Origin of the sequence: Devosia sp. A16 (assembly GCF_001402915.1) — a bacterium.
GTDB lineage: Bacteria > Pseudomonadota > Alphaproteobacteria > Rhizobiales > Devosiaceae > Devosia_A.
The window spans coordinates 3,995,564-4,013,666 of the sequence record NZ_CP012945.1 but is presented as its reverse complement, the minus strand read 5'-3'; the positions used below and the strand labels follow the sequence as shown (position 1 = coordinate 4,013,666).

General features: G+C 64.7%; 17 protein-coding genes. 8 read left to right on the top strand and 9 right to left on the bottom strand.

From position 1 onward, the window contains the following. Positions 1–43 precede the first annotated feature (43 nt). Positions 44–2,164 carry an SEL1-like repeat protein gene (locus tag APS40_RS19285; RefSeq protein WP_082434534.1) on the top strand — a complete coding sequence of 707 codons (2,121 nt, stop codon included), beginning with the start codon at positions 44–46 and terminating at the stop codon, positions 2,162–2,164. A gap of 78 nt (positions 2,165–2,242) precedes the next feature. On the opposite strand, the gene APS40_RS19280 is transcribed toward APS40_RS19285, so the two are convergent. The 5 genes from APS40_RS19280 to APS40_RS19260 all read right to left on the bottom strand — a co-directional run bounded on the left by APS40_RS19280 (position 2,243) and on the right by APS40_RS19260 (position 8,291). Next, positions 2,243–4,372, bottom strand: coding sequence for a GumC family protein (locus APS40_RS19280; protein WP_055048593.1), 2,130 nt, complete (start codon positions 4,370–4,372; stop codon positions 2,243–2,245). 15 nt (positions 4,373–4,387) lie between these two features. After that, the gene (locus APS40_RS19275; RefSeq protein WP_236884137.1) at positions 4,388–5,200 is read right to left on the bottom strand and encodes a metallophosphoesterase family protein; all 813 of its coding nucleotides are present in this window, start codon (positions 5,198–5,200) and stop codon (positions 4,388–4,390) included. After that, complete coding sequence (locus APS40_RS19270; RefSeq protein WP_055048592.1) at positions 5,200–6,648, bottom strand: O-antigen ligase family protein; 1,449 nt, start codon at positions 6,646–6,648, stop codon at positions 5,200–5,202. The genes APS40_RS19275 and APS40_RS19270 overlap by 1 nt, the downstream gene beginning before the upstream one ends. Then, positions 6,648–7,328 (bottom strand): hypothetical protein, encoded by a 681-nt coding sequence (locus APS40_RS19265; RefSeq protein ID WP_197279367.1) that lies wholly within the window; start codon positions 7,326–7,328, stop codon positions 6,648–6,650. Before APS40_RS19265 ends, APS40_RS19270 begins: the two co-directional genes overlap by 1 nt. 273 nt (positions 7,329–7,601) lie before the next feature. After that, on the bottom strand, positions 7,602–8,291 hold the full coding sequence (locus tag APS40_RS19260) for a sugar transferase (RefSeq protein WP_236884136.1): 690 nt from the start codon (positions 8,289–8,291) through the stop codon (positions 7,602–7,604). A 638-nt stretch (positions 8,292–8,929) separates the two neighbouring features. Here APS40_RS19260 and APS40_RS19255 point away from each other — a divergent pair. Beyond that, positions 8,930–9,376: a hypothetical protein gene (locus APS40_RS19255; protein ID WP_055048590.1), complete on the top strand. Its 447-nt coding sequence runs from the start codon at positions 8,930–8,932 to the stop codon at positions 9,374–9,376. A 76-nt stretch (positions 9,377–9,452) separates the two neighbouring features. Here the strand turns inward: APS40_RS19255 and APS40_RS19250 are convergent, their stop codons facing one another. Both APS40_RS19250 and APS40_RS19245 read right to left on the bottom strand, forming a co-directional pair. Beyond that, positions 9,453–9,974: a transglutaminase-like cysteine peptidase gene (locus tag APS40_RS19250; RefSeq protein WP_082434533.1), complete on the bottom strand. Its 522-nt coding sequence runs from the start codon at positions 9,972–9,974 to the stop codon at positions 9,453–9,455. 160 nt (positions 9,975–10,134) lie between these two features. Further along, on the bottom strand, positions 10,135–10,734 hold the full coding sequence (locus APS40_RS19245) for a hypothetical protein (RefSeq protein WP_156342999.1): 600 nt from the start codon (positions 10,732–10,734) through the stop codon (positions 10,135–10,137). A 335-nt stretch (positions 10,735–11,069) separates the two neighbouring features. Between APS40_RS19245 and APS40_RS19240 the strand changes: the two genes are divergently transcribed. The 6 genes from APS40_RS19240 to APS40_RS19215 all read left to right on the top strand — a co-directional run bounded on the left by APS40_RS19240 (position 11,070) and on the right by APS40_RS19215 (position 16,915). Next, entirely contained in the window at positions 11,070–12,566 is a 1,497-nt protein-coding gene (locus APS40_RS19240; RefSeq protein ID WP_156342998.1) for an ABC transporter substrate-binding protein, read from the top strand. Between the two features lie 175 nt (positions 12,567–12,741). Then, positions 12,742–13,701 carry an ABC transporter permease gene (locus APS40_RS19235; RefSeq protein WP_156342997.1) on the top strand — a complete coding sequence of 320 codons (960 nt, stop codon included), beginning with the start codon at positions 12,742–12,744 and terminating at the stop codon, positions 13,699–13,701. Further along, positions 13,698–14,543: an ABC transporter permease gene (locus tag APS40_RS19230; protein WP_055048586.1), complete on the top strand. Its 846-nt coding sequence runs from the start codon at positions 13,698–13,700 to the stop codon at positions 14,541–14,543. Before APS40_RS19235 ends, APS40_RS19230 begins: the two co-directional genes overlap by 4 nt. Further along, positions 14,540–15,346, top strand: a complete 807-nt coding sequence (locus APS40_RS19225; RefSeq protein ID WP_055048585.1) for an ATP-binding cassette domain-containing protein — start codon at positions 14,540–14,542, stop codon at positions 15,344–15,346. Before APS40_RS19230 ends, APS40_RS19225 begins: the two co-directional genes overlap by 4 nt. Further along, on the top strand, positions 15,343–16,089 hold the full coding sequence (locus tag APS40_RS19220) for an ABC transporter ATP-binding protein (protein ID WP_055048584.1): 747 nt from the start codon (positions 15,343–15,345) through the stop codon (positions 16,087–16,089). Before APS40_RS19225 ends, APS40_RS19220 begins: the two co-directional genes overlap by 4 nt. A 28-nt stretch (positions 16,090–16,117) precedes the next feature. Further along, the gene (locus tag APS40_RS19215; RefSeq protein ID WP_055048583.1) at positions 16,118–16,915 is read left to right on the top strand and encodes a DUF1684 domain-containing protein; all 798 of its coding nucleotides are present in this window, start codon (positions 16,118–16,120) and stop codon (positions 16,913–16,915) included. A 15-nt stretch (positions 16,916–16,930) separates the two neighbouring features. On the opposite strand, the gene APS40_RS19210 is transcribed toward APS40_RS19215, so the two are convergent. Together APS40_RS19210 and msuE are read right to left on the bottom strand one after the other, a co-directional pair. Further along, positions 16,931–17,377: an RrF2 family transcriptional regulator gene (locus APS40_RS19210; RefSeq protein WP_055048582.1), complete on the bottom strand. Its 447-nt coding sequence runs from the start codon at positions 17,375–17,377 to the stop codon at positions 16,931–16,933. A 71-nt stretch (positions 17,378–17,448) separates the two neighbouring features. Continuing rightward, a complete protein-coding gene (msuE, locus tag APS40_RS19205) occupies positions 17,449–18,084 on the bottom strand; it encodes an FMN reductase (RefSeq protein ID WP_442855819.1) in 636 nt (211 codons plus the stop codon). Positions 18,085–18,103: the final 19 nt, after the last annotated feature.

The following is an 18,103-nucleotide window of genomic DNA, read 5'->3' as shown; positions in this document are numbered from 1 at the left end:
TTCGACAATGCTTGGATACGGCGAGAGCTCTGGAGGTTAGGTCTTGCGTTGGCTGTTAATTTTCAGAGCGATAGGCCTTGTCGCGCTCGCGTGGTCTTGCTCCAGCGTGGGGACACTGTCATTTGCTGTCGACAATCCTCCGTTTGTCGATAGTTTCTGGGCGGGAGATCCAGCGGCGGCGACCGAGAGAGCCGAAGCGGGAGATGTGGAAGCTCAGGTATTCCTGGCCGAGCGTTATCGACGCGGTGAGGGCGTCCAGAAATCTGCAACGGAGGCCATCCGTTGGTACCGCGCTGCAGCCGACCAAGGCTCCTTGAGTGCGCAGATCGCCCTCGCTGACATATACTTCGCCGGCGAGGGCGTGCCTAAAGACCTACTAGAATGGGCCAAGTGGGTACGGGCCGGAGCGGACAACGGCAACGTTCACTTTATGGCGGTGCTGGGTTGGATTTATGGCTCGGGCCTGGGAGTTGAAGCCGATCCAAGTCAGTCACTGATGTGGTACCAGCGGGCCGCCGACCTCGGGGACCCGGATGGACAGTACAACATTGGCGCGGCACATGAGTCCGGCAAGCTAGGGCCAGCGGACGTGCGGGCCGCGGCGCAGTGGTATCGGCTCGCAGCGGAGCAAAATCAGACTTCGGCGCAGATTGCTCTGGCCGATCTCATGTTGGCAGGCATCGATGTAGAGCTCGATCCCGTGCGTGTCACCGGCTGGTTAGTCGCTGCGGCAAAGAAGAACGACGCCGGAGCCCAACTGAGGCTCGGACGTTTTTACCGGGATGGGCTGGGTGTACCGCAAGACTTCAGCAGGGCCATCGAGTTGTACGAGGCCGCGGCCAAACAGGGCCAGTCTGCCGCATATTTCGAAGTCGGCCAGATGTTCGAGACCGTGAGAGGATTGCAGGATCTCGACAAGGCCGTGACCAACTACCAGCATGGCGCAGACGCCGGCGAGCTTCGAGCTCAATTGCGACTTGCGGCTCTCTACTCTCATGGTGGGGCTATCACGCGTGACGATCAGTTGGCCGCTCACTGGTATGCGGCAGCGGCGGCACAAGGCGACGCGGGAGCCCAGTACGAACTTGGCAAGCGCTACCTGGACGGCATCGGGCTCGAGCGAGACGCAAAATCTGCGGCCGACTGGTTCCGCAAGGCTGCCGACCAGGGCTCGGTTCAGGCTGCCAATGACCTCGGCGTGCTGTATCGCGACGGAACTCTGGGGATGACGGACTACGTCGCGGCCGCGGACCTCTTCCGGCGAGCTGCGGAGGAGTTGCCCGTCGCCCAATTCAACCTGGCAAACCTCTACCGGGATGGGCTTGGAGTCGAACGCGACCATGCCACGGCAGCGCAATGGTACGAGAAAGCCGCGCAGTCGGGGCTTGCCTTGGCACAGACTGAACTTGGCAAGCTTCTTGCCGATGGCGATGGCGTGGCGAAGGATTGCAGCGGCGCGGCACGCTGGCTGCTGGCTGCCGCGGTGCAAGCCATTCCCGAAGCCCGTTTTCGCCTCGGAAAACTCTATTCGGCCGGTTGCAACGGCTCTGCCGAGCCGCAGGAAGCATTCAGATGGTTCGAACTTGCCGCCGGCCAGGGATATCCTGCTGCCCAGTTCGAGCTGGCGAGCCTGTACGAGACGGGGACCGGGACACCGCAGGACAAGGCACTGGCGGCCACATGGTTCGAAAAGGCAGCTCGAGCAGGCTATGTCGAAGCACAGGTCGCGCTGGCCCAGGCCTATGCGTCGGGGACTGGCGTCGCTGTCAACCAACAACAGGCAGCGTACTGGTACGGGACGGCGGCGGACCAGGGCGATGCGGGCGCAGCGCTGGCGCTGGCCGACATGCTGGCCGCCGGCAAGGGCCTCGAGCGCAACCTCGAGCGCGCGGTGAAGCTCTATCGGCAAGCAGCGCTCAAGGCGAATGCCGAGGCGCAGCTCGCACTGGGATGGATGCTGTTCGGGGGACGCGGGCTCGAGCAGGACCTGATCCAGTCGCATAAGTGGCTCAACCTTGCCGCCGCGCATATGGCGCCGGAGGGAGCAGCTGAGGCCGCGAGAAAACGTGACCTGGTGGCTACCTCGATGACGCCCGCAGAGCTTCTGGAAGCTCAACGCCTGGCCAGGTTGTGCGCAGACACCGCCTATGTCGATTGCAACTGATTGACGGTTCGACGCGGCTGATCTGCGCGATCGGGCATCGACCGCGAGCGCAGACGCGGCGGCAGCTGGCCAGGTCGGCTACGAGGGGTCGGAGTAATACGAGTAGCCGTAGCTGCTCTTGTACCGGGCGCTGGCACGCTCCTGTCCGTTGAGCACGGCCACGATCGGTTCATGGCCACGAAGAGCAGTGCGCAAGTGCCCCAGGGCAAGACGTGCCTCGGTCTGTGACGTGCGGCCCGACATCACTACGAACAAGACAAGATCCGCATACCCTGCCAGGTAGAGACCATCGGCCACTGGCCCTACGGGCGGAGTGTCGAGAATCACGACGTCAAACCGGGCGCGCGCCTGGTTGAGAAGGCGCGCAAAATTCGGTCCGCCGATCAAGTGGTCGGTGGGAACGTCGGCACGCTCACCCGCCCCGATGATGTAGACGCCCGGCTGGGTATCGCGAACGACCAATTCTGCCGTGCCGATCGCCGGTTGATCCTCCGACAGGTAGGCGAGCAAGCGGTCGGAGGAAGGCAGCCCGGCCATTGCCTCGATGCTCGGCCGACGCAGGTCGCAGTCGATAAGGCAAACGTTCTTGTGGGATGCGCCGTAAGCCCGCGCCAGCGACAAGGAGATGGTGCTCTTGCCCTCGTTTGCCGTTGATGAGGTGACCATCACCACAATGGCGCCCTTCTGGCCTTCTGCCTCCAGACCAAAACGCCGCAGGCGCTGGTCGATGGTGACGCGTATCCGTCGGATCGCTTCCGGCAGCTGCGACAACGGCGAGGTCAGCATCAGGTCGGCGAGCGAGCCTTGCGGGGGCTTGCGGAGCCGCGGCGTCGCCGCCGCCACCGGCAGCTTCAGCACCGCCTCGGTCTGATCTTCGGTCAGCAGCCCGCCGACGAGGTTCTCGCGGAGGAAGGCCAAGCCGACGCCGGCAGCCAGTGAAATGACGCCCGCGCCGACGAGGGAGAGCAGCGTGTTGGGGAACGCCGGCTGCTCGGGCGCCAGCGCTGGCGAAATGATCCGGCTGTCGGCGATCTGCAGCGTTGCCTGCGCATCCAGGTCCTGCGTTCGCGACATCAGGGTCTGGTATTGTTGCCGACCGAGCTCGGCGCTTTGCTGCATGTCGAAGATCTCGCCGAGCATGTCGGCAGGCAGCGCGCTCGACAGCACCGCGGTGCGCAGGCGCTGCCTGAGGTCGGTCTCCCGAGACTGATTGTCGGAAACGGCGCGCCGGAGGTCGGCAACTGCCTGGTCGGCGACCTGCCCCAGCCGCTGTTCGATGCCTGCCAGTTCGGCACGCAGGTTTACCGCGGGGCCTTCGGCCGCCTTCTCGAGGGTTGCCGCCACTTGCTCACGCTGCCGCTCGAGTTCGCGCAGCGCGTCCGATTGCAGCGTGTTGGTCAAGAGCTCCCAGTTCTTCTGGCGCAGACCGGCTTCGGCCTGATTGAAGCGACCGGAGAGCACGTTCTTTTCGGCGAGCAGGTCGCGCAGGTTGCCACCGAGATCGGCCACATCGGCTCGGCCGGTCTCACCGACAATGCGCGCCAGGTTGCCGTCGATATAGGTGTCGAGCGACTGTTCGGCGGCGACCATGGCGGCCCGGGCCTGCCCGAGCCGCGCCTGCAGAACGTTGCGCGCGTTGAGCGTGCTGTCGATCTTGGCCGAGACCTGCGCATCGATATAGGTCTGAGCCCAGGCATTGGCGAGTTCTGCTGCGCGGTTGCGGTCGGTGGAGCGGACCGACATGGAGACGATGCTCGACAGCCCTACCTGGCTGACGGAGGATGCGCGATCGAAGTTCTGCAGCACGCGGCGCAATGCTGCGTCGCCGTCGGGCAGGACCGGTTGGCGGATCTGCAGGAAGGCCAGCATGCGATCCAGGAACCCGATCTTGGGCCCGAACTCGGTGTCGGAGGTCAGCGCCTCCTTCTTGACGACACCAAGGATCGTCGCGTCGGAACGCATGATCTCAAGCTCACTGGCGACGCGGGTCATGTCGCTCGCGCCGGTGTTGAAATCGCCACTGGGGTCAAGCAGGTTGCGATCGCGTGGCTGCACCTCGACCAAGGTCGAAGCTTGATAGACCGGGGTGAGTGAGAACACGACAAGCGCCGTCGCACCAACGCCCACGACGAGGACAATCAGGATCAGCCGCAACTGCCGCTGCAGCAGTCCGAGCACTCGACGAAGTTCGAAATCGGCCTCTTCCATCGCCTGGCTATGTCCTCAGTCTGTTTCGGCCGCCGCAGGGGCGGACAACGAGTTGGCGGAATCGCTGGCGAGGAAGCTGATCCCCCCTCCGGCGTCTATGCGGGCGGCCGTGAGTTTGCCGGTTACGAAGGCGGCAGTGTCGATGCCGACCCGCCACGGCCTTACCACGGGCTCGGTTTCCGGAGTGTGGCCATGGACAACCACCAGGCCGGGGGCGCCCGGACCGTCAAGGAAGGGCTCCCGTATCCACAGCAGGTCACTTTCGTCCTGCTCGGCCAGCGGCAGCCCCGGGCGAAGGCCGGCATGAACGAAGACGAAGCCGGGCAGCTCGAGGCTCACAGGGAGCTGACGCAGCCAATCGAGGTGCACCTGAGGCATCCGGGCCTCCAGCGCCGTTGCTGCCCTGCTCGGCTCGTCACCTGCGTCAATCCCATAGGACGCCAGGGTTTCGACGCCCCCATAGGCCAGCCAGTCGGGGTGGCGGCGCGGCGCGGCCAGAAAGTCGAGCAGCATCTGCTCGTGGTTGCCCGCCAGCGTGAAGCGCCTGAAGCCCTCGGGTGGCGGCGCCAGCAGGTGGTCGATCACCTGTGCGGAACGCGGCCCCCGGTCGATGTAATCACCGAGCAGCACGAGCCATTTTTCGCCTTCAACCCCAGCCGCATCGGCCCGGATCAACTGTTCGAGCCGGCGCAGCTCATCGAGGCAGCCGTGCACATCGCCGATCGCATAGACGACGGCGGGGAGAACGGCGGCGCTCAACCGTTGTCTGCCGGTGGAACGCGAGGTCGTGTGGCGATTGCCAAACAGAGCGGCCATGGCGCGCAGCACTATCGGGTGCCCCGCTTGCTCAACCTGGCGGCGGTCCCGATGCCAAGCAGCGTGACGAACAGGATCGTGTTGGCTTGTATCTCGAGGCTGAAATCGGCAAGCGAGTGGACCGCGGCAACAACGATAACCCCGACAGCGGCGACCCGCCCCGTCCAGTCCGAGCCGGCGTGCGAACTGTTCCAGGCGAGCCGGATCGCGGCGGCGCCAACAAGCAGGATGGGGATTGATCCCACCACAAGGCCCAGTTCGGACCACAGGGCCAGATAGGTATTGTGCGCCCGATCCCAGACCAGGTCAGGGCTGACCGGGGCGTGATGGAACAACTGGAACGCCTGTTCGAAGGCCCCTCCTCCGAACCCGAGCAGCGGTCGCGCGCGGATCATCTCGAGCACCTGGGCATAGAGATCCAGACGAACGTCGGCCGCTTCCGCCTGTGAGCCGAGGCGCTCCACCAGCCCCTGTCCGTATAGGTACACGCCCGCACCGACCACGATCAGCCCAGCCGGCAGCCACAACAGGTACCAGCCCCGCCGCCAACGCAACCGGCGCTGAGCCAGAATGACAACCGTCAGGCATCCCATGACACCGGCAAACGCCCCCATGCGGGACTGGGTCGCGAGCAGCGCAGCGGCAATGACGGCCACCGCCAGCAGGTAGACCAGCACGATAGGATCGATACGCAGCCGGCGATCGTCAGCCTCACCATCATCCTGACGCACAAATGAACCCGCCAGCAGGGCGACCGTCACCACGGCGCCAAAGCTGAGGAAGGTGGCAAAGGAGTTGCGATTGACGAAGGTGGCCGTTGCACTGCCCTCGTAAGCCCATTTCGGCATGCTGAGAAGCGTATCGCCGAACTGCAGCAGCGAGGCGAGGCCGAAGATCGCATAGCCGGCGACGATTGCGACGATGACATTGAGCATCATGTCCCGGCGGTGCGCTCGCGTACCCACCTGGACGGCGAGCAGGAACAGCACCCCATAAGTCGCCCAACGCAGTAACATCAGCACCGTCGAGTTGGGTGACAGGCTGATCGTGTCGGCAGTCAGAACCGCACCGACCTCGGTCGGGACCTTCAGAACGCCCGACAAGGTGATGTCGCCGATCGTCAATTGCCCGAGTGGCAACACCTGAATGACGAGGTAGAGGGCGACAACTCCATAGAGCACGATCGACGGCCGGAGACGATCGAGCCCAACGCGAAACGGCTCTCGCATGCCCCGCAGCGCCGCAACGTAGAAGGTGCCCACCAGGCCGACGATCAGGGCGTTGATTGCCCAGAAGAAGGGGCGGTTGCTCCCCAGTGGGATGGGAGCCAACGCGGCAATGACCAGGATAACCCGAGCGAGCAGGTTATTGACCCTAGATTGCCGGCTGCTCCTCGCACCAGCCTGGGCTGACGCCTGGGCGGGCAATGGGCGCGTCGCGGTGACTTCGATCTCAGCCATCACCCCCCCGATACCTGACCCGCGGCGCCGCGGACATATTGGAGGAAGCGTTGCTGCTCGGCGTTCGGCAGCTGCTCCACCAAGGCTGTGATGCGCTCACGGAAATCCGCCTGCCGCACATAGCGCGCGGCGATCGAGGCGACCCCGCGCTGGCTCTGCGCCAGCAAGGTCAGGTCGCCCTCGTGCCCAGCCAGGGCATCGGCAGACAGGGCAGCCAGATGATCCTCGGCGAGATCAACCCTGAGTTCGGCGATCCATTGTTCGCTCGCCCCCGAGACCTGCGACATGCGCAGGCGCTGCGTCATGCCGGGGAGGTCGCCGGCCTTTGCGGCCGCGAGTGCTGCAACGTACCAGGCGAACGAGTTGGCCGGCTCGGCACCAGTGATCCGATCCGCCGCTGCCCGGCAGTTGGCGGCGACGGCGTTGCGGCGCGTGGGCTCCAGACGCGCCGAAACCGAGGTCAGCGCCTCGTAGCAGTTGTTGAGGAACAGGGTATGCGACGCACTCGACAGACCGAGATCGACGCTGTCGTCGGCCAGTGCTTCGAAGCGTTCGCGCGGGTCTATCCCCGCAGAAAGATAGGCCTTGGCCTCCACATAGGCGACCGCCGCTCCCGAGGTTGCGAGCGCCAGGGTCACAACCAGCATCGCGCCCTGCGCAACACGCGGTGAGCCCTTCACCCGATACCTCCCCAGACCGACCTTGATCCGTGTTCGCAGGATACTTGCAGCGACGCACAAGCTGTTCCACGTATCATAGCGTTCTGGCCCAGATAATGAACGGCGTCGAGCTGTTTATCGTGGCTGACGGTTAAGGACGGGACCACAGGACCGCCCGATCAGCCGCCGAGCACATGGGCGATACATTGTGGACAGGTGCCTGGCATAGGTCGCTGGGCTCTGCCCGCCGGACGAGCAGCGCTCTTGCTTATTGCTGGAGCGGCTCTGGCTCAGCTAGTTGCCGCTGCCCGAGATGAACTCGTCCCGCGCTGTCAGCAGGATGATGCGCAGGTCCAGCAGCACGGACGCGTTCTGAATATAGGCCATGTCATGTTCGATGCGCGCGCGCGCCCTGTCGATATCGTCGGTCGAACCGCGAAGACCGTTCGCCTGCGCCCAGCCCGTGAGGCCGGGCCGAACACTGCGCCGCAGCTCATAATACGGCACCAGTTGCTGATAGGGTTTGCCGGCAGCCAATTGTCCCGCAACGTGCGGGCGCGGTCCAACCAGCGACATGCTGCCGAACAGGATGTTGAACAGCTGCGGGAGTTCGTCGAGGCTCGATCGGCGCAACCAGCGCCCGATCGGGGTGACACGATCGTCGTCGAGACGGGTCTGCGCGACGCCCGACTGATCGCATGCGTCCTGCCGCATGGTCCTGAACTTGAACAGCTGGAACGTCGATCCGCCGCGGCCGGAGCGCTGCTGCCGGAACAGCACCGGGCCAGGGCTCGTCAGCTTGATCGCCAAGGCAATCATCAGCAACATCGGCAACAAGGTCAGTATTGCCGAGCCCGAAGCGACGATGTCGACTGCTCGCTTCAGCACGCCATTCAGGTCTCGGGAGAACGTCCGCTCCGGCAGCACCGGGGTTCCATCCCGCCACAGCAGCGGCAGACCGTGATGATCGGTGATCTCCGCCAACTCCGCCGAGTCATCGAAGTCAATCCGCCTGGCTGAGCCCCGCACCACTTGGAGCCCAGAATTTGTGCCAAACGATATTTCAGCCATAGGGCGGCCACCTCACGCATCGGACGTCAAAAGAACCGTCCGCACTCCACAGTACTTAAGGCTCCGCAACCCGATACAATTTAACGGATTGTTAACCGTGGACGCAAGAGTGCAGTCAATCACAACTGAGAGGTTGGCCAAAATACCACACGCCGGCACCGCGCCTGGCTGTCACTCGCCGCTGCCCTGCCCGAGACGCGACAGCTACTCGGCGGTGACCGCCGACAGTGGGGCGCTAGACAGCCTGCAACGCGCGCAGCGCCACAACTGTTGCGCGGCGCACCGGCCAGATCCAGCGACGTCAGGCCCAGACAGGACCGCCTGTGGCGATTCGCTTTACTTGTAGAGGGGGCAGACTTGCTTCCGAGCGACGCGGAACGTCTTCCGGTCGGGCTCTTGGCCCTCTGCCCGCGGGCGGTTCGACAGGGCCGCGACGCCCGGCAATTAACCTCAACTCGAAGTTGATCGCCGACCGCATGCAGATTTGTTGACTCAGCCGGGCCTCAGGGCTTAGGTAAACAGGATATTAATGTACCGCGTAAGGAAAGCGCATGAAAAAGCTCCTGACAGCTGCGGCGGCGCTGGTTCTCTCTCTGCCGGTGGCCGTGCCACTTCCGGCCTTCGCGCAGAACACTGTCGACGGGGTGATGACGACCTGTACGGACGTCATCAATCTCCAGTACGAAGATGACCATAGCCGGGACACCCAGTGTATCACGGCGGTGGCGGATTTCCTCACCGCGATCGGCGCGGCTTCGAACGAGGCTGACCCGCAGATCGCCGATCTGGTGCTGAAGCTGCTCGAGCTCTACCGCGACGATCAGCAATGCAAGATCGCCGAAACCGAGTTGCCCCAGGCGATCGAAACGGCAGCGGGCAAGGTGCTGGATGGGACCGTGAAGGTCGAGTACGTCCAGATCGTCCAGCAGATTCAGAGCTGCGACTTTTCCACTACGGCGGCGATTACTCCCGAGCCGGTGGTGGCTAGCAGCAACTGACCGTTGCAGCCGCTCACAACAACAAAAGGGCCCGCAAGGGCCCTTTTTCTTTATCAGGCGTGCGGCAGCTGACCGATCAGGCTCCCGTCCACGATTTCGGGTTGGCGCCGGATATCGAGATGAACCTCAGCCCCGCCTGGGCCTTCAGCTTGATGGCGTTGGTACGGTTATCGAGCACGTAGTCGCCCTGGCTCGTCTTGACGATCAGCACGGCATGCCCCTCGCCGGCCCTGGTCTTGGCGTAGGCGATGCGGAGAGCGCCGGCCGGCAATCCCATCTTGATCAGGCGCGAGCGCTTGGTGATCACATAGTCCTCGCAGTCGCCGGTGCTGGCATTCAGCGTCCAGACATCCTTGCCGCGGCTATCGTTCTTGGGCCGAATGGCGTTGTTCACCGAGAGGTTGACGCGCTTCAGCGTCTGCATGGTGGCGTCGGTCATCGATAGCGACGACTTGCCCGCGGCTTTGCACTCGTTGGGGTACTTGAGGCAGAAGATCTTGAAGCCGAGCGGCGACTGCGCACCCGCCGCCTGCACTTCCACCATTCCGGCCAGCATCGCAAACACGGCCGCCACTGCAACGATCAATCCCGATTTCATCTGCCATTCCCTCCTGGGTATGAGGGGATACTGACAGGCCCGGATTTCGCCGCGTTTGCGCCGATCTATCGCATTTTATGCAAATTGCCGCGGCGTGGTTTGGTGGTCGGTAGCCATGTGCCAATCTGCCTGACCCGCCGGCTGCGGCGCCGACAGCGGATCAGAGATCGGTGCGGGGCCCGACCTGGGCGAACGCGTCGTCTACCAGTTTGTCCCGGTCGGCGAAGTGGTCGAGTTCGCTGGTGATGCTCTTGACGCCCTCGGTCAGCGCGTAGAGCTCGTCGGCCTGCTGCATGATGGGCAGAACATCGTCGCCGGCTTCGACAGCGACGAACAGGCGATCGAGCAACGCATCGACCGTGACTTTGGCGTCGTTGACGTACATGGCTTCAGCCCGGTCGTCGGGCCAGTTGGCGCCGCCGCTTTCGGCGAGGTAGCGGAGGGAGATCAGGAAGTAGCTGCCCTCCGCAACGAGGTCGCGCCGCAGCTGCACCAGGTCCTTTTCCGTCGGACCGGCCGCTGCCACCGCGCGCACGTCGTCGCCAATCATTGCCTGCACATCGACCGGCGGCACCACACCGTAGGTCGAGCGGATCATGAACAGTATCGCGCGCTGCGACACGTAGTGCCTCGCCGCCTGCTCGGCGATGTCGGGACTAGCTGCGGCCACCCGCGCCGGGACATCGGCTGCAAGCAGAGGAACGGACGGCACGGAGGTGCCGAGCAGTGCCAGGAACGCGGCAACGACGTACAATCGCATGTTTCAAATACCCAAGATGGCGCCGCGCCGAGTTCTTAGCATGCTCCGCACGATGGAGGCGCGGTGGGTGTCACTATATTGGCCGGTAAGGTTATCGCCCGGAGGCTCGCGTCCTCGCCCCGCCGTCCGACGGGCGCCATGAGACACCGGCAGCGGTTCAGGAACCAGATTTTCCCTTCCCTTGCCACAGCCGAAGAGTGTTTCGCCGCGTGCAGCGACGACAGTTGAATTCAACCGGCAAAAGCATGGGGTTTTCCGGCCGGACAGGCTATCTAGTGCCGCAATGTGAGACCGTTTTCATGCGGCGGTCCACGCCGAAACCAGGAGTTCTCCGAATGAACCAGATTTCCATCCGCCGTGCGCTGGTCGCCGCCGCGCTGCTGGGCAGCGTTGCCGTGGCGCCGCTTGCCATGGCGCAGGACTACGATGCCAACGCGACGATCCGCATCGGCTCGCTGTATGAACCGCAGAACCTCGACAACACCGCCGGGGCCGGTCAGGGCATCAATGAAGCGTTCAACGGCAATGTCTACGAAGCGCTGTTCCAGCTGACCGATGCAGGTACCGTGGAGCCGAAGCTGGTCGACAGCTACACGACCAGCGAAGACGGGCTCACCTATACGTTCAAGCTGAAGTCCGGCGTCACCTTCCATTCCGGCGATCCGCTGACCGCGGCCGACGTGAAATACTCGATCGAGCGCGTCACCGCCGAAGCGTCCAAGAGCTCGCGCAAGAAGAGCCTCTCGACCATTACCGGCATCGAGACGCCGGACGACCACACCGTGGTGATCACGCTGTCGGCCCGTTCGATCTCCCTGCCCTACAATTTGAGCTATGTCTGGATCGTCAACGACAAGGCGACCGACATCACCGCTACCGAAGACGGCACCGGTCCCTACACATTGGGTGAATGGCGCCGCGGTTCGGCCCTGGCGCTCAACCGCAACGACAAATACTGGGGCACCGCGCCGACCAACGGCGAAGTCATCTACACCTACTTCACCGACGCAACAGCGCTGAACAACGCGCTGCTCACCAACGCGGTGGACGTGATCACCTCGGTGCAGAGCCCGGATTCCCTGGCGCAGTTCAGCGGCAATCCCGCCTACAAGGTGACCGAGGGCGCGTCGACCACCAAGGAAATCCTCGCCTATAACGACCGCGTCGCGCCCTTCGATAACGTCAAGGTGCGCAAGGCGCTGGCGCGCGCCACCGACAAGGCGAAACTGCTCAACTCGATCTGGGGCGATTACGGCACGCTGATCGGCTCGTTCGTGCCGCCGACCGACCCCTGGTATGTCGACCTCACCGGGGTCGACCCCTATGACGTCGAGAGCGCCAAGGCGCTGCTCGCGGAGGCCGGGTACCCCGATGGCTTCGAGTTCACGCTCGATACCCCCGACTACGACCCGCACCCGATCGTCGCGCAGTTCCTGCAGGCGGAATATGCCAAGGTCGGCGTGAAGGTGAACATCAACATCATCACCGCCAACGAGTGGTACACCAAGATCTACCAGGAGAAGAACTTCCAGGCGACGCTGCAGGAACACGTCAACCACCGCGACATCGTGTTCTACGGCAACCCCGACTTCTACTGGGGCTACAACAACCCGGAGGTGGTGAAGCTGATCGCCGATTCCGAGGCGGCCGCAACGATCGACGAGCAGACCGCCAAGTTGACCGAAGCCAACAAGCTGATCGCCGAGGATGCGGCCAGCAACTGGCTCTACCTCTACCCACAGATCGTGGTGTCGGCGGCCAATGTGAGCGGCTATCCGGTGAACGGGCTCAACTCGCAGTTCTTCGCCTACGGAATCCAGAAGGCGAAGTAAGCGAACGGGGCGGCGCCTGTCGCCGCCCCTCCATCAACCCCGGTGTCATCCCCGCGCAAGCGGGGATCGCTGTTTTCTGCTGTGCATCGCAACGGCGTTTCCCGCTTACGCGGGAATGACCCGGTGAGTGGGGCACGGTATGGTAGGCAAACCACAAGACTGAAGGCCACGCTCCATTCTCACCTATCTCCTCCGGCGCTTTGCCATCCTGGTGCTGTCGCTGCTGATCGCGGCAGTGGTGCTGTTCGTGCTGCTGAGGCTGCTGCCGGGCGATCCGGCCAATGCACTGCTCGGCGTCGGCGCCACCGAAGCTCAGATCGCCGCGGCGCGGACGCAGGTCGGCTCCGACCAGCCGCTGATGACGCAGTTCGTCAATTTCGTCGGCAACCTGGCGCGCTTCGACCTCGGCACTTCCTTCGTCAGCAAGGCGAGCGTTTTGGGCGAGATCGGCAACCGGCTGAGCGTGACGGTGCCGCTGACCATTCTGGGGTTCCTCCTGGCGATCGCCATCGCCCTGCCGCTCGGGATCATCGCGGCGGTGAAGGCGGACCGCTGGTACGGCGCCGCAATCTCGATCGTCAGCCAGCTGGGGATCGCCATTCCGGTGTTCTGGCTGGGCATCCTGATCGTCACGATCTTCGCCATCAATCTCAGGCTGTTCCCGTCGGGCGGCTTTCCGCTGAAGGGCTGGGCAAGTTTTGGCGAAGCCGCAGTGGCGTTGGCCCTGCCGGTGCTGACGGTGGCGCTGGTGATCGCCGCCTCGCTGCTTCGTTATGTCCGGTCGGCGACGCAGGACGTGATCGGCAGCGACTATATCCGTACGGCGCGTGCGCTGGGCTCGGGGTTTACCGAGGCGCTGCTGCGGCACGGCGTCCGCAACGGCGCGGTACCGGTGATCTCGATCCTCGGCATCGAGCTCGCGACGACATTCCTCGGCGCCGTGGTGGTCGAAAAGGTCTTCGCACTGCCGGGCCTCGGCTCGATGCTGCTGCTCGCCATCCAGCAGCGCGATTATCCCAACGTGCAGGGCGTGCTGTTCATTTCGACGCTGCTGGTGCTGCTGATCGGCTTTGCCGCCGACCTGTTGCAGCGCTTCATCGATCCGCGGTTGCGCGGACGTGTGGGGGCGCCATGAGTGCGATCGCGGCAAGTGCGCCCCGTTCGCGCGGTTCGGCGACGCTGTGGCTGGGACTGCTGCTGGTCGGCCTCCACGTCGCCGTGGCGCTGCTGACCCTGGTATGGACGCCGTATGATCCGACGGCGCTGACCGGCGGACGGCTGGCGCCGCCTTCGTGGGAGCACTGGGCGGGGACCGACCGGCTCGGGCGGGATTTCTTCACCCAGATCATGATCGGGTCGCGCATCGCATTGATCGTCGGGATCTGCGCCGTGGCCATCGGCGGGCTGATCGGGGTGACGCTGGGGGTGCTGGCGGCGTTCGCGACGCGGCTGCTGGATGACGCGCTGGCGGCGACGCTCGATATCCTTATCGCCTTCCCGACCCTGCTGATCGCCATGCTGGTGGTGGCGGCAAGCGACACGGCGAGCCTCGGCACGGCGATCCTGGCGCTCGGCATCGCGCTCTCGGCGATCGTCGCACGGCTGACCCGCATCCTCGCCAAGCGGGTGCTGCTGATGGACTACATCACTGCGGCGCGGACCTCGGGCACGTCATGGATCGGCATCGTGTTCCAGCATGTGCTGCCCAATATCTGGCCGACCCTGTCGGTGAACTTTGCCCTGCAGTTCGGGCTGGCGGTCATCGCCGAGGCGTCGCTCAGCTATCTGGGGCTGGGCGCCCCACCGCCGAACGCCTCATGGGGACGGCTGCTGCAGGAGGCACAGGGGACCGTATACACCGCGCCGATCGGGGCGATTGCGCCGGGCATCGCGCTGGTATCGCTGGTGATCGGCGTCAACCTGCTGGCCGATGGGTTGCGCGATATCGGCGATCCGACGCGGAGGACTTCGCGATGAGCCTGCTCTCGATCGACAGGCTCAACCTCAGCGTCGATGGCAAGCCGCTGGTTTCCGAGCTGTCTTTCTCGATCGCCGCCGGCGAGCGGCTCGGACTGATCGGCGAGAGCGGCTCGGGCAAATCTCTGACCGCAATGGCGGCGACCGGGCTGTTGCCCCGCGCCATCAAGGCGACAGGCTCGGTGAGGCTGAGCGGGCAACAGGTGATAGGCGCCTCCGACCGGACGCTGGACGGGTTGCGCGGCACCGTGGCGGCCTTCGTGTTCCAGGAACCGCTGACGGCACTCGACCCGTTGCTGCGGGTGGCGCAACAGGTGGCCGAGCCGTTGCGGCGGCGCGCGCGCCGGGACGGGCGCGCGCTCGACGGTGCAGCACTCGGACGCGAAGTGCTGGCGTTGCTCGAACAGGTCGCCCTGCCCCAGCCGGGGCGGATCGCCCGCTCCTATCCGCACGAGATTTCGGGCGGGCAGCGGCAGCGGGTGGCGATCGCCATGGCGCTGGCGTGCCGGCCGCAGTTGCTGATCGCGGACGAACCAACGACGGCGCTCGACGTGACCACCCAGGCCGAAATCCTCAAGCTGCTCGACGCCCTGGTGCGCGAGCGCGGTATGGCCCTGCTGTTCATCAGCCACGACCTGCCGGTGGTGGCGGAGATCGTCGAGCGCGTGGTGGTGATGCGGCGCGGCGTGGCAGTGGAGACCGGGCCGGTGCGCGAGGTGTTCGGCACGCCGCAGAACGACTATACGCGGGCGCTGGTGGCGGCCGCCAAGGCGTTCGACGACGCGCTGGAGGGTACCGCATGAGCCTCGTCAGCGTCGACAATGTCAGCTTCGGCTACACGCGCGATCGTCTGGTGCTCGATGGGATATCGCTGGCGATCCGACCCGGCGCCAGCGTCGGGCTGGTGGGCGAATCCGGCTCGGGCAAGACCACCCTGCTCCGACTGCTGCTGGGGCTGACGAGGCCCAGCGCGGGACAGATCCGGTTCGACGGCGCAAAGCTCGGGACCGGCAATGCCAGGTTCATGCGCGACTATCGTCGGCAGGTGCAGGCGGTGTTTCAGGACCCTTATTCCTCGCTCGATCCGCGCCAGAACGTCCTCGGCATCGTGTCGGAGCCGTTGCGCTCGCTGCGCATCCCAGGCGACCGGCGCGCGCTGGTCGAGGCCGCTCTCGTTTCGGTGGGGCTGGAGCCTGGTATTCTCGAGCGCTATCCGCACGAGTTCTCAGGCGGACAGCGGCAGCGCATTGCTATTGCGCGCGCCATTGTCGCCAAGCCGAAGCTGTTGCTGGCCGACGAGGCGGTGAGCGCGCTCGACCTGTCGACCCGCATCCGCATCGTCGAGTTGCTGCAACAGCTGGCGGCCGAGATGACGCTGGTGTTCGTGTCGCACGATCTGGGCGTGGTGGCGGCGCTTTGCGACGAGATGGTGATCCTTGAACGAGGCCGGATCGTCGAAGCCGGCGCCACTCGCAAAATTCTTGCCGACCCCCAACATCAATATACCCGAAAACTGCTTGGCAGCGTTCCCCGCATGCCGGCGTGAGAACGCTCCGACCCCAAGGACGACCCAAATGACTGCATCTGCCGACTACCTCGCCGCCCTCGATGCCTGGAAGAAGAAGCGCCTCGAGAACCTCAAGGCGCCGAACGGCTGGCTCAACATCATCGGCCGCTTCGTGCTCGATCCGGGTACGGCGAGCGTCGGGACTGCGGCCGACAACGATATCGTCATCCCGGCCGGGCCGGCGCATCTGGGAACGGTGACGCAGGAAGCGGACGGTACGGTGACGTTCAAGCCCACCGAGGGAGACGTCATTCGCATCACGCCGAACAAGAAGAACCCACCGAAGTTCCAGTTGGGCAGCCTGCTGTGCGAGATCACCACGGTGAACGGCGACAATGCGCTGCGCATTCGCGATACTGCCTCGGCAGCGCCGGCGGCTTTTGCCGGCATCGAGTACTTCCCGGCAGAGGAGAGCTGGCGGATCGTCGCCAGGTGGGTGCCGTTCGAGGCGCCCCTCGAGATGGACGTCGATACCACAGGCAATATCCGCACCGGCGTCGCCGTGACGCACAAGGCGGTGTTCAGCCACGACGGCAAGACCTACGAGCTGATCGCCACGCACGGCACGCCGGAGGCGCCGCAATTCGTGATCCGTGACCCGACTTCGCGCGACTCTACCTATCCGGCCTCGCGCTTCCTCTATGGCGAAGAGGTCACCGAAAACAGCATCGTGCTGGACTTCAACAAGACGATAAACCCGCCCTGCGCCTTCACCGAGTTCGCGGTCTGCCCATTGCCGCCGCCGGAAAACGTGCTGCCGTTCCGCATCGAAGCGGGCGAGAAGCGGCTGGCGGAGCTACACTAGATCAGCCGACCGCCGTCAGGCGGTCTGCAGCTCGATCGGCAGAACTTCGCCGTTGGCATCGCGCATCTGCGCGAGCGTAGTGCGGTCGAGCACCTCGGCGATGGCGTTGCGGACATTGAGCATGGTGTGGCGCACCTGGCAGGTCGCCACATCGCAATCGTCACAGGCCTCGTAGCGGGTGTGGCTGGCGCAGGGAATCGGCGCCAGCGGCCCGTCGAGGACCCGCACGATCGAGCCGACCTTGATCTCCTCAGGTGGGCGGGCCAGACGATATCCCCCGCCCTTGCCCTTGCGGCTCTGCACGATCCCGGCATTGCGCAAGTCGCCCAGGATGGCGTCGAGGAACTTCTTGGGAATGTTGTTGGACGCCGCGATGTCGGCGACGAGCGCCAGCTCGCCGGGCGGGAACTGCGCCAGGTGCACCAATGCCTTGAGGCCGTATTTTCCCTTGGCAGTCAGCATGAGCGAAATTCATCCCGGGCGCAGCGTTGCGTCCGAGATATAAATTCCAGCGACTAGCTATACAAGTGGCGTCACGAGACCGCGACGCGGCGCTGTCCAGGCTGTTCGAGACGCTCCGGATGGGCGATGGGGAGTTCAGGACTGGGCCGGGCCGCCTGCAGTTGTGCCGCCAGCAGCAAGGCCAGCTGCGTGCCGGCCTGCTCGATCCGCTCGAGCACGGCCGGCTCGACGATACGGCCATCGAGGAACTCGTGGTCCGAAGCATAGACCGCGGTCGGCACGACCAGCGCCGAGAAGAACCCGAACAGCGGCCGGAGCTGATGCTCGACGATCAACGCGTGGCGGTGCCCGCCGCCGGTTGCGCCGACAACCACCGGTTTGTTGGCGAGGGCGTTCTGATCGACGAAATCGAACAGGTGCTTGAACAGGCCGGTGTAGGAGCCCTTGTACACCGGGCTGACGGCAATGACTGCGTCCGCCTGCTCGATGGCGTCGACGATCGCGGCGGCCTCCGGGGTCAGCTGATGGCGGGTGAAAGCGGCGCCGAGACCGGGGCCGGCATCGACCACGTCGAAGGTGACGACATCCGCGTCGAGCTGCCCGCGCACGGTGGCGCCGATGGCTTCGGCCAAGGCCCTCGACTTCGAAGGCCGTCGGGTCGAGCCCGTAAAGGCAACAACTCGCGGCTTGCGGATCTGGATGGTCATCGGGGACACCTTATGCGAC

Excerpts from the sequence above, each read along its gene's own strand:
- APS40_RS19280 (WP_055048593.1), bottom strand. The coding sequence starts at position 4,372 with ATGGAAGAGGCCGATTTCGAACTTCGTCGAGTGCTCGGACTGCTGCAG.
- APS40_RS19270 (WP_055048592.1), bottom strand. The coding sequence starts at position 6,648 with ATGGCTGAGATCGAAGTCACCGCGACGCGCCCATTGCCCGCCCAGGCG.
- APS40_RS19255 (WP_055048590.1), top strand. The coding sequence starts at position 8,930 with ATGAAAAAGCTCCTGACAGCTGCGGCGGCGCTGGTTCTCTCTCTGCCG.
- APS40_RS19250 (WP_082434533.1), bottom strand. The coding sequence starts at position 9,974 with ATGAAATCGGGATTGATCGTTGCAGTGGCGGCCGTGTTTGCGATGCTG.
- APS40_RS19245 (WP_156342999.1), bottom strand. The coding sequence starts at position 10,734 with ATGCGATTGTACGTCGTTGCCGCGTTCCTGGCACTGCTCGGCACCTCC.
- APS40_RS19240 (WP_156342998.1), top strand. The coding sequence starts at position 11,070 with ATGAACCAGATTTCCATCCGCCGTGCGCTGGTCGCCGCCGCGCTGCTG.
- APS40_RS19230 (WP_055048586.1), top strand. The coding sequence starts at position 13,698 with ATGAGTGCGATCGCGGCAAGTGCGCCCCGTTCGCGCGGTTCGGCGACG.
- APS40_RS19225 (WP_055048585.1), top strand. The coding sequence starts at position 14,540 with ATGAGCCTGCTCTCGATCGACAGGCTCAACCTCAGCGTCGATGGCAAG.
- APS40_RS19220 (WP_055048584.1), top strand. The coding sequence starts at position 15,343 with ATGAGCCTCGTCAGCGTCGACAATGTCAGCTTCGGCTACACGCGCGAT.
- APS40_RS19215 (WP_055048583.1), top strand. The coding sequence starts at position 16,118 with ATGACTGCATCTGCCGACTACCTCGCCGCCCTCGATGCCTGGAAGAAG.
- APS40_RS19210 (WP_055048582.1), bottom strand. The coding sequence starts at position 17,377 with ATGCTGACTGCCAAGGGAAAATACGGCCTCAAGGCATTGGTGCACCTG.
- msuE (WP_442855819.1), bottom strand. The coding sequence starts at position 18,084 with ATGACCATCCAGATCCGCAAGCCGCGAGTTGTTGCCTTTACGGGCTCG.